Source organism: Stenotrophomonas sp. 86156_Sma, from assembly GCF_056481625.1.
Genome location: NZ_CM151157.1, coordinates 2228232 through 2241613 on the forward strand (window position 1 = coordinate 2228232; position 13382 = coordinate 2241613).

Annotated in this window: 14 protein-coding genes and 1 tRNA gene; 6 read left to right on the forward strand and 9 right to left on the reverse strand. The window is 61.1% G+C overall.

Annotation, left to right across the window (positions count from 1 at the left end; genetic code table 11):
* Positions 1-9: 9 nt before the first annotated feature.
* Together ACZK33_RS10500 and ACZK33_RS10505 are read left to right on the forward strand one after the other, a co-directional pair.
* Positions 10-942, forward strand: a complete 933-nt coding sequence (locus ACZK33_RS10500) for a glycosyltransferase (RefSeq protein ID WP_478454977.1) — start codon at positions 10-12, stop codon at positions 940-942.
* A 12-nt stretch (positions 943-954) separates the two neighbouring features.
* Complete coding sequence (locus tag ACZK33_RS10505; protein WP_423174727.1) at positions 955-1980, forward strand: NAD-dependent epimerase/dehydratase family protein; 1026 nt, start codon at positions 955-957, stop codon at positions 1978-1980.
* 76 nt (positions 1981-2056) lie between these two features.
* Here the strand turns inward: ACZK33_RS10505 and ACZK33_RS10510 are convergent, their stop codons facing one another.
* The 6 genes from ACZK33_RS10510 to ACZK33_RS10535 form a co-directional block, all read right to left on the reverse strand.
* Positions 2057-4177, reverse strand: a complete 2121-nt coding sequence (locus ACZK33_RS10510) for a YjbH domain-containing protein (RefSeq protein WP_423174728.1) — start codon at positions 4175-4177, stop codon at positions 2057-2059.
* Complete coding sequence (locus tag ACZK33_RS10515; protein WP_423174729.1) at positions 4177-4950, reverse strand: capsule biosynthesis GfcC family protein; 774 nt, start codon at positions 4948-4950, stop codon at positions 4177-4179. The genes ACZK33_RS10510 and ACZK33_RS10515 overlap by 1 nt, the downstream gene beginning before the upstream one ends.
* Positions 4947-5651 (reverse strand): YjbF family lipoprotein, encoded by a 705-nt coding sequence (locus ACZK33_RS10520; protein WP_423174730.1) that lies wholly within the window; start codon positions 5649-5651, stop codon positions 4947-4949. The genes ACZK33_RS10515 and ACZK33_RS10520 overlap by 4 nt, the downstream gene beginning before the upstream one ends.
* Position 5652: 1 nt before the next feature.
* Positions 5653-6732: a polysaccharide biosynthesis/export family protein gene (locus ACZK33_RS10525; RefSeq protein ID WP_478455081.1), complete on the reverse strand. Its 1080-nt coding sequence runs from the start codon at positions 6730-6732 to the stop codon at positions 5653-5655.
* 115 nt (positions 6733-6847) lie between these two features.
* Positions 6848-7150, reverse strand: coding sequence for a hypothetical protein (locus tag ACZK33_RS10530; protein ID WP_423174732.1), 303 nt, complete (start codon positions 7148-7150; stop codon positions 6848-6850).
* Between the two features lie 109 nt (positions 7151-7259).
* Positions 7260-7850, reverse strand: coding sequence for a phosphatase PAP2 family protein (locus tag ACZK33_RS10535; protein WP_423174733.1), 591 nt, complete (start codon positions 7848-7850; stop codon positions 7260-7262).
* Between the two features lie 109 nt (positions 7851-7959).
* Between ACZK33_RS10535 and ACZK33_RS10540 the strand changes: the two genes are divergently transcribed.
* Positions 7960-8036: transfer RNA gene (locus ACZK33_RS10540), tRNA-Arg, on the forward strand.
* A gap of 157 nt (positions 8037-8193) precedes the next feature.
* Entirely contained in the window at positions 8194-9396 is a 1203-nt protein-coding gene (locus ACZK33_RS10545) for an acyltransferase family protein (RefSeq protein ID WP_189719555.1), read from the forward strand.
* 84 nt (positions 9397-9480) lie between these two features.
* Here ACZK33_RS10545 and ACZK33_RS10550 read toward each other — a convergent pair whose 3' ends face one another.
* Entirely contained in the window at positions 9481-10380 is a 900-nt protein-coding gene (locus tag ACZK33_RS10550; protein ID WP_423174734.1) for a dihydrodipicolinate synthase family protein, read from the reverse strand.
* Between the two features lie 108 nt (positions 10381-10488).
* Here ACZK33_RS10550 and ACZK33_RS10555 point away from each other — a divergent pair, with 108 nt between their 5' ends.
* A complete protein-coding gene (locus tag ACZK33_RS10555; protein WP_423174735.1) occupies positions 10489-10962 on the forward strand; it encodes a GNAT family N-acetyltransferase in 474 nt (157 codons plus the stop codon).
* A gap of 7 nt (positions 10963-10969) precedes the next feature.
* Here ACZK33_RS10555 and ACZK33_RS10560 read toward each other — a convergent pair whose 3' ends face one another.
* The gene (locus ACZK33_RS10560) at positions 10970-11527 is read right to left on the reverse strand and encodes a GNAT family N-acetyltransferase (RefSeq protein WP_423174736.1); all 558 of its coding nucleotides are present in this window, start codon (positions 11525-11527) and stop codon (positions 10970-10972) included.
* Between the two features lie 145 nt (positions 11528-11672).
* On the opposite strand from ACZK33_RS10560, the gene ACZK33_RS10565 reads away from it, so the two are divergent.
* Complete coding sequence (locus ACZK33_RS10565; RefSeq protein ID WP_049421337.1) at positions 11673-12566, forward strand: helix-turn-helix domain-containing protein; 894 nt, start codon at positions 11673-11675, stop codon at positions 12564-12566.
* On the opposite strand, the gene ACZK33_RS10570 is transcribed toward ACZK33_RS10565, so the two are convergent.
* Entirely contained in the window at positions 12514-13344 is an 831-nt protein-coding gene (locus ACZK33_RS10570; RefSeq protein ID WP_329914377.1) for a universal stress protein, read from the reverse strand. The two genes, ACZK33_RS10565 and ACZK33_RS10570, sit on opposite strands and share 53 nt — an antisense overlap.
* Positions 13345-13382 lie beyond the last annotated feature (38 nt).

A 13382-nucleotide genomic window follows, 5' to 3' on the forward strand; every position in this document is an offset into this window, starting at 1 on the left:
TTCTAAAAAATGGCTGGGTCGAGTTCTGGCGCGACACGGGTTTTGGTCGTTCTTGCATACTTCAATGGAGCTGATTGGATCGAGGCGCAGGTGAATTCGGTCCTGTCGCAAGAGGGTGTTGACGTTAGAGTTGTAGTATTTGATGACTGCTCAGCTTCCCATCTCTCCGCTGAGATGATGGTCGGCGGGATTGATTCGCGAGTAGCGATTTATAGTCGAGAGGTCGGCAGTGGAGGCGCCGGGCGGAACTTTCTGCGCGCACTGCGAGATATTTGGGAGGAGTCCTTCGATTTTCTTGCGTTTTGCGATCAGGATGACATATGGGACTCCATGAAGCTCTCGCGTGCGGTCGATGCGTTGAATTCTGAGGAGGCCGTAGGCTATTCCTCTTCTGTGAGGGCTGTGTGGCCCGATGGTAGCAGTAAAGTTCTTGCGCAGAGCCCCGTGACCACTGATTTAGATTTTTTGTTTGAAGGAGCTGGCCAGGGCTGCACATTTGTAATTACTAAGAATTTTGCAAGAAGATTGGACGCATTAGTTCGAGATAACGCTGATGTTGTAGCCTCTCTTCATTATCATGATTGGTTCATCTATGCGATGTCCCGCGCGCTTCGTCTGAGTTGGATATTTGATCCAGTTCCATCGATGATGTATCGGCAGCATGAGAGAAACGATACCGGGGCACGGACTTCGCTGGGTGGCGTCTTGGCTAGGGTTGTGAAGATTCGTGGGGGCTGGTACGCCTCGCAAGTCACTGGGATTTTGCATGCCGTTCGTCTTGTGAACTTGGAAGTTCTTCCCCGGGATTTTATGGATGCATATCAACGCCGTCCTGGTATTATTCGCCGGGTTAGTCTGGCAAGGATTCTCCTCGCTCGAGGCCGGCGCAGACTGTTAGATCGCGGAGTTTTAGCTTTCTCTGCGCTTTGCGGTTGGGTTTGAATGGGGTTAAAAATGAGTGACGTTGCGGTTGTGTTTGGTGGGTCGGGGTTTATCGGTGTATGGTTTGCCGATATGCTGATTCGCGAGCGCGGGTATTCTAAGGTTTACTTGGCAGATATCGAGTCCGTCGAAGAAAAGCCTCATGCCTTTAGGAGGAGATTGGCGAAAATTCACGAGGGGGCGTTGGAGTTTGTTTCAGTTGATGTTCGCAATTCGATTGAATGGTGCCCGACCGAGTCAATTGCGCTCATTGCAAATTTTGCCGCCGTACACCGCGAGCCTGGTCACGAGGACACTGAGTACTTCGAAACAAATATCGGCGGTGCAAGGAATGTCTGCGCCTGGGCAGAGCGCGTTGGTTGCGATGATATTGTCTTCACTTCGTCGATTTCTCCTTATGGAGTGAGCGAGGGGGAGAAGACTGAGGATACTCTGACGGTTCCTGCAACTGCTTACGGTAGCTCGAAGCTGGTGGCGGAGGAAATTCATCGCACCTGGCAAGCTTCAGCTTCGTTGACGCGGACGCTCACAATAGTCCGGCCGGGAGTTGTTTTTGGCCCGGGGGAGGGTGGCAATGTCAGTAGATTGGTCAAGGCTGTAAGTCGCGGCTACTTCCTGTACATGGGAAATAGGGAGACGCGTAAGGCCGGCATATATGTGAGAGAGCTTTGCAACTCTATTCTATGGGTCCGGGACAGACAGCTGGCGACGAGCGTGGGTGTGGTGTTGTTCAATGCCTCCATGAATCCAGGCCCCTCAATTTTTGACTACGTTGAGGCTGTGAAGCGAGTGGGAGGAGCAAAGGCAATTGTTCCAAGCCTCCCTTATCGTTTTATGCTTGTAGCGTCCTATGGCATTGAGTCATTGGCGCGGCCTCTGGGGATTTCCCATCCATTTAGCCCCGTGCGGATTCGAAAACTTGTTCGATCAAATAATGTATTGCCCGGCTACTTGATCGCTTCTGGATATAAGTATAAGTATGATCTGGATTCTGCGTTTTCCGACTGGAAAGAGAAATGTCCTTCAGAATGGGCTTAGGCAGTTTTCATGGACTTTGCTGAAGCTGAGACGGGCTGTATGAAAAGAAGGAAGGGGGAGCTTTTCTCTCCCTCCTTCAGTCGGAGATGCGATCCAGGTTCTTGAAGAAGAAGTCCGGATCCCGCTCCGACGTCAATTGGTAAAGCGAGTAGCTTCGACTCAATCGCGCGCCACCGTCTCGATATAGTGGATTCCAGGCGAACGTCGCACGGGCGCGAGTCGAACGAGGCAGCAGGAAGTCAAAGGGAATCGATATGAAGATACCCTTGTCGAAACTGCCTTCGCCAAAGTCCTTGGACGAAACATCGGTCTTGGTGGCGTATGCGCCCATGTTGACGCCATTGTCGAAGGCGCGCGCAACCGAGATCGTGGCGCCCCAGTCCTTCGCCAGGTAGCGGCCGGTGCTGATCATGCTGGTGATCTTGTGCTCATTGCCCCACTGATAGTAGAAGCTGGCGTGGCCGGTGGTGGTGCTGTAGTCGCGGAAGCTGAAGCGCTGATCGAAATCGCGCTGCTTCACCCAGTTCAGCTCGGCGCCTAGCGCCCACCGCTCGTTTAGGGGGCGGTACAGAAGCTCGCCGCCCACGCCGCCATACATGGCCTCGAACAAGCCGGCATATGCCGAGCCATACAGGTCCTTGCCCAACTGATGATTGCTGGTGAACTGCAGGTTGGTCAGGGTCAGGTCTTCCGTGGTCAGGTAACGACGGATGTTGGTGCGGACCCGGGGCAGGTTGCTTGGCGCGTCGTAGCGGAAGCGGTTGTAGTTGTTGTACGCGTTGTAGCTGACCGTTCCACTCAGCCAGGTGTTCCGCGTGAAGTGAAGATTGGCCGAATAGGTGCCTGCAACCTGGAACAGGAAGAAGCCGTCCGGACCGCCCAGTTGCTGCTGGTATCCAATATTGAACGCGCCGTCATAGCGTCGAAGTGGGGCCACATAGAGGCTCTCGCGGCGCTGCTGCGCAGGCGCTGCCTGCTCGATGTGGCCAGCCAGCTCGCTCAACGGGGTGCGATTGTCCAGGTAGCTGTTGAAGGTGCTGCGCTCGATGCTGCTTTCCACGACGGGTACGCCCAGACGGGTATTCTCGATCGTAAACCAGGTGGTATCGGATGGCAGTTCTGAATCCAGGATGCGTGCCGCTCGACCAACGCCCTGCGGCGGGTAGTAGAACCGCCGCTGTTCACCGCTGACGATGACTTCCGATCCACGTCGGCTGATGCCTGTGACACGGAGGCCGGCGTTCTCTTCCAGGGTCCGGCTCAGGGCGGGCCAGTCGATGTCATCCATTGACTGAGCCGAGGGTGCCGCGGTTGCTCGGGCAACCGGAGGCAGATCCAGCAGCTTGGGCGTGGATTTCGCTCGTGCCACGTTGCCGCGCAGGGTAATGCCGAACATGGCTGTGTCGCCGCGTTCCCAGCCAAGATGCAGTTGCACGTTGGGATTCACGGCATAGCTTGCGCCCAGGTTGATTGGGCTCTTCTGCGTTTGATTGTTGTTCTGTGGTTCGCGCTTGTAGTCGTTGCCGTCGTACTCAAGCTTCAGCTGCAGGGGTTCCCAGGGTGTCTGGTAGGCGATGCCGCCGAAGATGCCGACGGGACCGCGGAACATGCCCTTGCTGTTGAAGTTGCCAGTGCCCTGCGCGCGCGGGCGCTCTTCAAAGCGATCGCTGATCACCCGAAGCGGGTTCGAGAAATCGCCTCGATTACCGATGTAGCCGGTGGCGAGGCCGAGGCTCGCATCAACTGGCCCGAACCGCTTGCTTGCAACCAGGTACTCGCTGGAGAACAGGCCGGTACCACCGATATCGCGGAAGCCTGCGGACACCTCGGGAGCCCATCGGCTTTCCTGCCACAGCCGGACCTTGAGGTCGATCGACTTGTCCTTGTAGTTCTGCTTGCCGCTCAGCCATTCCGGACCGTAGCGTCGGTTTGCGACCGAAACATAGCGGAACGCACCTTCAACCCATGGCAGGGGCTGCATCACCACGTTGTAGCGACTGTAGGGCGAGGTATGGCTTGCGGTGAAGCTCACTTCGCCGTCGTCGGCCATACGTGCGGTGGGGGTCTGCAGCAGGCCGACGCCGCCCCAATCGCTGGCGGTGGGCGCAGGGGCTGTTTGTGCGTGCAATACAGCGCTGACGCTCAGGCTGAGAAGGGCAACACTGGCGCGTGCCAGTGGGGTGGAGCGATCGCGCATCAGTATGAAACTCCGGGTGCATCCAGCACCTGGGTGGCAAGGAAGCGCACGGCATCCTCGTTGACATCGGGGGCAATAGTGCGGATCTTCGCAGCGCTCAATGGTACGTAGATCACGGCGCCTGGCGCCAAGCGCACTGGAGCGCTCCGGTTCCACAGCGCCACGCCGAGTTGCTGCACTTTGCCGTCGGGCTGGATGACGTAGAGATCATCCCGGCTCGCTGCTGGCAGCAAGGCACACGCGTTACGGTAGCTTCGTGCGTCAAGTGTGGCTTGATGCTGCAGCTTGCACGGCTGTACGACCGCGCCAACAACCTGCACGGTTTCGGGTCGGCCGGGATAGACGACGCGGTCGCCGGCCAGCGCGGGTCGATTTTCCGCTGCACTGGCTTCCAGGCGGCGCGGATCAAGGAGCTGCGGTTCGCGCCCGGTCACTGGCAGGTCGCCGAGCTCGCGCGCCAGCTGTGCGGCCGCGTCGGCAAGCTCCGGAGCATCCTGCTGGGAGGCGAGTGTTTCAAGATCGAAGAGCAGGCCCGCTTTGAGGCGGGTCTGTGGCGTCAGTGCACGTTGCCGAAGAAGGGCGGCGCCCAGCATATAGGCTTCCTCTTCCGGCGCTGCAGCAAGTGCGGCTGCGCTGAGGCGGGCCTCGGCGGGAAGCGTGTGCATGCCGGGATTGCGAACATGACCGGCCGCTTCGACCTTGATCGGCGATGAGGCGTGCGCATGTGAGGCCAGCGCCAGTGCCAGCCCAAGGATGATCGGTCGCAGTGTCATCGGTTCTGCAGGTCCTGCGAGTAGGGCTTGAGCTGGACAACTTCAAGGCTGGTGTCGGGTGCGATGGCCTGGATGCTCTTCCAGATGAACCCGTTGGCAGGATCGACCCAGTAGTGGTTGTCGCGCTTCCAGCCGTCGCCCTGAAGTCGCTCCCGCACGTGCAACAGCTCGCGCTCGCTCTCCAGGATATGGACCTTCTCCTTGCCCAGGGTGGTCAGGGTGCCGGTGACGCTCATTCCATACCGGTAATCAGGCATGACGTCGTAACGGCGCTGCACGGTCGTGCCATCCGCTATCCGGTGCAGCGCGTGGAAGGGGGAATTCCCTTCGAGCGTCATGTCCTCAAGTTCCGGGCTGCTGCCATGGGTTCCGACGACGATGCCATCCCTGAGGAAGACGATGCTTCGCTCGGAGCTGTACCACGCCTGGCGACCGGAGTCGATGTTGCCAAGCACCAGAACGGCGCCCCCCGCTGGACCGGTGACCTTGATCTGCGGGAATCGATTGGCGGCCACCTCGGTGGCCGTGGGTTCCACGTTGGGCTTGCCCTGCAGCGCCATCTGCACCGACTTGACGCTGGTCTTGCCCACAACGCCGCAGCTGGAGGTGGAGAAGAGTACGAGCAACGCCAGTGCCACGGAGCGCTGGCGGCTTGCACGTCGGGTGGCAGCCTGAGCGATCCTGCTCACGGTATAGACCACGTTACTTGTCCAGATCGTTACGCGCGCTGGCGGCGTTGTTGATGATGGCGGTGAAGGGTAGCAGCTGGTTCACGAACCGGCTCCAGCGGGTCACGCCGGCGGCACCGACAAACACGACATCACCGGGCTGCAGGTCGAACTGGCTGGCCACGGCAAATGCAGCGGGTGACTTTGCTTCCAGGTGGAATACCTGCGACGGCGTAGTCTGCAGGTCGTTCGAGCCTCGGATCACGTAGACAGCGTTGCCGTTGGAGGTGGTCTGCAACAGGCCGCGCGCTCGGCCAAGTGCCTGGCTCAGGGAAATCTCGCCGGTCTTGAAGTTCAGTGCACCGGGTTGATTGACTTCACCTACCACGAACACTTCCTTGTGATCCAGGTAAGGCACGTAAATATGATCGCCGGCAGCCAGGAACACATTGGTGTCGCCGCCGCCGTTGCGGCCCAGTCGATCCAGGTCGATGGTGTAGGTGGTGCCGTTGCGGGTGAGGCGTACGCCGGAGAGGTCCGCTTGCGTCGGGTCCAGGCCCGCTTGGCTGATGGCATCGCCCAACGTCAAGGGCACGACCGTGAGCGCAACGGTGGCGGGCTGGCGCGAAGCGCCAGTAACCCATATGCGTTGGCTTGCGTACGTCAGCAGTGACACATCCACCTGTGGCGCCTCGATGTAGCGGGCGAGCTTGGATGTCAGCTCTTCACGCAGCTCTGCAGGTGTCTTGCCCGCCGCGCTGATCTTGCCGATGTAGGGATAGAACAGTGTTCCATCCGATTGGACGGGGCGGCCGGCAGCATTCAACTGCTGTTGGGGGCCAGCGGGTACCGTCAGTTCGGGATGATCCCATACGGTGATGTAGAGGATGTCGCCGGCACCGATGCGGTAGGGGCCCGGCTGATACTGGGTCAGGGTAGCGGGCAGCGCCGCGACATCGCGGGTGGCGCGCTCCATGGCGATGAGCTTGGGCGTGATCGGAATCAGTTCGATCTGGTCGTTGCCGATGGGCTGATCATCGCGAGCGAAGGTGCTCGAGCGAAGATGCTGGCCTGGCGCCCACATGCAGCCGGTCAGGGTGAGTGCCACCGTCATTGTGGCTACGAAACGCTTGCAGTCCATCGAAATCTGTTCCTGGCCCGATCGGGCATGAAAAAACCCTCGCCGAACTGACGCCCGGCGAGGGCGGGGTGCTACGTCGGCGTGTCGATCAGCGGGTGGTGCCGGTCGTGCCGGTGGTGCCCGTGGTGCCGGTCGGCGGGTTGGTGGTGCCTCCACCATTGTTGTTGCCCGCGTCGTCCTTGCTGCTGTCCGCAGCAACGCTGTACAGCACGCCGGCAGCGGCGATGCCCAGACCCACGGTAGCGACGGTGGTCAGGGTGCCGGTGGCGGCAGCGCCAGCAGCTTCAGCGCCAGCAACTTCAGCGCTGGTTTCGGCGGCGACAGGAGCTTCCTGAGCGAACACCGGCGAGGACAGGCCCAGCAGGGCCAGGGCGGCAATCATCTTCTTCATCTACGGGGTCTCCTACTCCGTGAGGGAAATTTTTCCACCGCTATGTTGGCTGCTATTCATTTGCCCTGTCAAGGAACGTGAAGGAAATGTGGAGTCGCCCTGGCGATTCTCAGAAGTTTTGGAAGATCTCAGCCCTGCCGGAGATGAGCTTTGCTAGTGCAATGACGAGTTGGTGCGTATGGACGTCCGGCAAGGCGAGGGGCAGCACCATTCCTGCGAGTACGGCAGCGACAACAGCCATCGCAGGGGCGCGACCGACGGGTGATGCGGCCTGCAGTGCCCACGTGCTGCAGCTCAGCCCAAGAGCCAGCCCGGCAATGACTTCCGAAAGGCTATGGGCATGCAGCGGGATTCGTGACCAGGCAATGGCGGTGGCCAGCAGCACGCCGATTACCAGGCCGATCGCCCGTGCGCGATTGCCGGGGCCGGCAATCAGTACACCAACGACCGGATAGACGACACTGGACATTGCGGCATGCCCGGAGAAACCGGTGAAGTGCACGCTCTTGATGCCAATCCCCCAGCCCATGAAGGCCAGCTTTGAGGCAAGCGTGACGCCGGCGGTGACGGCGACGGCCAGCAGCCATCGCCATTTCAGGCGTGCGTCTGCACGGGGCAGTGTGATCAGTAGCACTAGGGCCATCGGCAGCAGCCAGCGGCTGTCGCCGAGGGCGGAGAGGGTTCGCCAGACGTCGGACATCCAGTTCACAACGGGTCGCGGCGGGCCAGCATATCTACTCCGAGGGCTCTGCAGAACGCCCCGCGCTTGGTCCATTCAGCCAGACGAGGTATCCTTTCTCGCTGCCAATGGCCCCGTAGCTCAGCTGGATAGAGCGTCCCCCTCCTAAGGGGAAGGTCGCCCGTTCGAATCGGGCCGGGGTCACCATTCAGGCCGGGTGACTGGGGGAGTTCACTCTCCAGAACCTGGAATGAGGTGACAGAGCAACGGCTGTCATTGCTTCCATGTGCTTGCGGTCGGATGTTGATCTTCGAGGGCGCTTGCTCTGGCCCGTGCGTTCTTTTGTTTGTCCCCAGGTGGCTTGGTGTCGATCGATCTTTATTCGCCTTTCGTGCCGGCTGGAATTGCCCTGCTCGCACTGCTGTGTGCTTTGCCATTGGGGAGGTTCGTACCGTTACCGGACTCCAAGGGGCGTGCTGCTTCGATCGATGGTCTCAGGGGGCTGCTCGCCCTAAGTGTGTTCGTCCACCACTCATCCATCTGGTATGTCTATGCAAGGGGCGGGGAGTGGAAGGCTCCCGCCTCCGCCTTGTACGCGCAACTTGGCGAGGCCGCAGTTGCTCTCTTTTTCATGATTTCCGCCTTTCTCTTCTATCGGCAAATTGCCGGTGGAGCCGTTGAATGGACGAGGCTCTACGTCGGCAGGGTCCTACGTATGTTGCCGCTCTACGCGATCTGCGTTGTTCTTGTGCTGCTTTTGGTCTTGATCGAGAGCGACTTTCACCTTGTTGATCCATTAATCCGGTTTGGAGTGGGGGTGATCCAGTGGTTCTCATTCACCGTGCTTGGAGCGCCGGATATCAATGGTGTTGTTGGGACCCGCTACATCATGGCCGGAGTCGTTTGGTCGCTTCCGTATGAGTGGGTTTGGTATTCAGTATTGCCACTGTTGGCGTATTTCATGCGTCAACGTGTCCGGCGCGGATTGCTGCTGCTGTCGGCACTTGGTCTAGCGTATGCGGCTGTCCGCTTGAGCTGGGTGCTGATGTTGCCCTTTGTCGGTGGTGTCGCCGCGTACTACGCAACAACTCGAATGGCCGTTGTGAGCTTTCTTCGTGGGAATTGGGGCTCGATTCTAGCGGCTTCGTGCATGATCCTGTCGGTTGCCTGCTTCGATTCAGCCCGGCATCCAGCGGCAGTCGTCTTGTGGTCGGTTTTCTTTGCGGCGATTGCGTGCGGTAACACCTTGTTCGGATTGCTTACACTTCGGGTTTCAGCCATTTTGGGTGAGCTGTCCTATGGCATCTATCTCCTGCACGGATTTGTACTCTTTCTTGCCTACAAGGGCTTAGGTGCGGTTGCCTTTGCAGATCTCTCGCCCGCCTCGCACTGGGCTTTGACTGCAGCTTTGTTGCTTCCACTGCTCATCGCTTGCCTTGTCAGCTATCGATGCATTGAACTTCCTGCGATGCTGTCGCGTAGAAGTGTCCTCGAAAAAATACAGGTTGTGAGCGAAGTCCTTATTGCCAGATGGCGTATTTTGCTTAGGCCTGAACGAGTGGACTGAAGGTTATTCCGGGGCTAGCAGCGGCGATTTCGTCAGTGCTTGGGTCAGTTGGGGGCGTCTGCCACCGGAGGTGGCAAGATTTGACTAGTTGTTGGGCAGCAACCCCAGCCCGCCCAGCACCGCCGCCACCTCCTCGCGCTCGCCACCACGCAGCCCCTGCAACGGCAGCGGCAGGCAGTCCTCGCAGCACAGTCCCAGCAGTGCCGCCGCGCAGGCCATGACGCGAATCCCGCCGAACCGCTCATACAGGGACCACAGCGGCGCCAGCCGCGCAGACAGGGCAATAGCACCCTCTTCATCGCCACTCCCCACGGCCCGCATGATCTGCAGCGCTACCTCGGGGAAAAGCCCGGCGGTCACCGAATACCAGCCGTCACACCCCGCCAGCAGCCCTCGCACCGCCGAGGCGTCACCACTGACGCCCAGCGTCACATGCGCAGGAACGCACGCACGGAGTGCCGCAACGCGCGCAGCCGCCTCGGCCGGATCATCAGCAAGGCGCGGAATTTTGATCGAGGCGATGTTGGGTAGCGCGGCAATCCGGCCATGCAGTGCATCGGTGAAGCGGAAGTGCGTGGTGCCCGGATTGTCGTAGACGCAGATCGGTGTACGCACCGCCCTACAAATGGTCTCAAACAGCGCTTGCACCTCGTGATCCTTCAGGGGCTGGTAGGACACGGGGGCGAGCAGCAGGCCTGCAGCACCTGCATCCTCGGCGTCCAGGGCCAGCTCCAGCACATCGCGGGTACGCAGTGCACCGATGCCGGCGATGACCGGTACGCCTCCTGCGTGCGCCAGGGCTTCGCGCAGCACGCGCTTGCGCTCGTGCTTCTCCAGATAGGCGTAGCTGCCAGTGGAGCCAAGCACGCCCATCGAATCAACATCGGAATCGGCCAGGCGCTCGATCAGTCCGGCAAACGCACGAAAGTCGATGCCGGCTTCAGAGAGCGGGGTCAGTGGAAACGCGCTGAGGCCTTCGAACATGGGATCTCCCGAAGGGGGAATGGGCTGGACGCCTGGCATTGTTTATTGTCCTATGACAAAACTCAAGTGTCGCCACGCAGCGTGTCTAATCGCCACGAATGACGCACCATGCGGGTCATGAAACCAAGCCTTTGCGCCATCCAGCCTTCCCACTACGCCACCATTGCCGATTGGCTTGATTCCGCCGAGGCCACCCAGCGCTGGGCGGGCCCCGGCGTGCCGTTTCCCTTGCCGCAGGAACGGTTCGCGCAGGTGCTCGAACTCGGGCTGCGGCCGGGCTGGGCGCTGCTTGACGAGCAGGGCCAGTGCCTGGGTTTTGGCCAGTACTGGATGACCGACGCCGGTACCGCGCACCTGGGCCGCATCATTGTTTCCCCGCTGGCACGCGGGCGCGGCCTTGGCCGGCTGCTCATGCAGGCCTTGAGTGCACAGGCCATGCGCGAAGCCGGTGTGCAGCGCCTCACGTTGCGCGTCTATCGTGACAACACCGCCGCCGTGACCCTGTATCGCGACCTCGGTTTCCAGCAGGTTGATGCGTCCTCGACGCCGGAACTTCTGTTCATGCAGCGCACGTCGGCCTGAACTTCGCTCATGCTGGCAAGGTGGCCTGCAGGGCAAACCATTGCTCGCGGGTGATGCGGCTGATGTGCTCGGTGCGGTAGTCGCCGAGGAAGCTGTTGAACTTGTTCACTTCGGTATGGTGATGCTGGAAACCGCATTTGCTCTGCGCGCTGAGCGATTGCAGGTTGTCAGCGAAGTAGCCGCACCACAGCGCGTCCAGCTCCAGGTCCATGAAGGCGTGCCGCATCACTTCGCGCACCGCTTCGGGCACCAGTCCGCGGCCCCAGTACGGAACGCCGATCCAGTAGGCGATCTCACCCTCTCGATCGCTGATCTCGAAGTTGCTGTCGGTGCCGATCAGGATGCCGACACAGCCGATCGCGTGGCCGTCCTCGCGGCTCTGCAGCGCGTAGACCTCTGGCCGGTTGAAGACGGTGCGGATGATTTCGGTACTTTCCTCAACGCTGGTGTGCACCGGCCAGCCGGCGATGGGGCCCACGCGCGGGTCGCGGGCGTACTCGTACAGATCGGCAGCGTCGGTGTCGCGCCAGGGGCGAAGGATCAAGCGTTCGGTGTGCAGCCGCATGTCAATTCCACGGGAACAAAGAGAGTGCACAGGCTAGGTCGCCAGGCGCGATCGGCCCAGGGCGGGACCTTGATGGTTTCGGTACTTTTCACAACGGGTGGCCGAGCCCGGGTATGCTGGGGCCGGAATACAGCCGGATCGGCCCATGGATCGCGTACCCCAGCTCCTGGACCAGGACGAATCCATGCGCCTGGAGGTCAGTACGCTGGCCGAAGGGCAGGGCGTCCCGTTGTCGTTCGGCCACGCTTATCTGGCGGTGCTGGTATGCGTATCGGGGCGCGCGCGCTTTGCACTGAACTTCCGCGAGGTAGCGGTGCAGCGGCACGATGTGCTGGTGCTGGCAGAGGACACGCTGGCGCTGCTGCGGCAGCGCTCACGCGGCTTTCTGGCGGTGGTCTGCCTGATGCCCAAGGCGCTGGCATCGGAGGTGGCCTATGTGCTTCCCAATGCACTGTTCAAGTTCCTGCACGATCAGCCCCACTGCGTGCCGTCGCCGCTGGACGTGCCGCTGCTGCAGGGCTGGCTGCAGCAGTTGATGGATGCTCAGCACAATGGCGGCCGCTATCGTCACGTGATGCTGCGCAACCTGCTTCAGACGTTCTTCCTCAAATTCGCAACGCTGTTGCCGGCGCGCAGTGTGGCCGTGGCGCAGGTCAGCCGACGCGAGCGCTTGGCCTGGAATTTCTGGGAACTGGTCGGTGAGCGCAGCACGCGCCAGCGCGACGTGCAGTCCTATGCCGACGCGCTGTGCATCACCCCGTTCTATCTTTCGCAGCTGACCCGCGAGTGCTTCGACGAAACGCCTAAGGCGTTGATTGATCGCCAGGTGGTGCTGGAAATCAAGGCGCTGCTGACCTACAGCGAATTGCCGATCGGTCGCATCGCCGAGCGCCTGTGCTTCGAGGATGCATCCTACCTGTGCCGCTACTTCCGGCGGCACACCGGGCAGTCGCTGACCGGCTATCGCCGGGCAGGGCAGGGCGGTACTAGTGCGACACGAACAAGGGCGCCGGTACTTCGGCCAGCAGATCCTCGGTGACCCCGCCGAGCACACGCTCGACCACCCGGCTGCGGCTGTAGGGGCCCAGCACCAGCAGGTCGGCGTCGGCATCGAGCACGTGCTGGCGGATGGTCGCGGCAACGCCGCCCTGGCTTGAACTGATCGCCTGGATCTCTACTTCGACGCCGTGCCGCGCCAGGTGCTGGGCCATCTCGGCGCCAGGTGTGGCCTCGGCCCTGGGCGTGTCGACCATCAGCAGGTGCACCGCTTTCGCACGTGCGAGCAGCGGCAACGCATCGGCTACCGCACGGCGTGCCTGCTTGCTGGCATTCCAGGCCACCACGATGCGATGGCCGACCTGGTCGCCATGCCAGTGCGGTGGCACCAGCAGCATCGGCACGCCGGTCTGGCGCAGCGTTCCCAGCGGGTGCCAGCCAGAAGGGGCGCCGGGAGTACGCGGATAGCCGGCGATGATCAGGTCGCAGTACAGCGACTGCAGGGCCAGGTCGGCGCCGCCCAGATAGTCCGAGACGATGCGCAGTTCGGTGCTGATCTGCAGCGGCTCGGACACGGCACGCAGGTTCTGCATCAGCTGCGCGGTGCAGGCGGCATCCGCACGCGCCTCGTGGTCGAGCGCGGCGGCGATGCCGGCACCGCGCGCGAAGCCGTTGGCGATGTCGGTGGGATGCTGGGCAGTGGAGACCGCGACCAGATGGGCCTGCTGTGCCTGCGCCAGATGGGCGGCGATGTTGAGAACGCGGTCCCCGGTGTCGCTGGCGTCGAACAACACAGCGATATCGCGTAGTGGATGCAGCATGGCGTTGTCTCCTTCGATGCCTGTGACGCGTTCCCTGC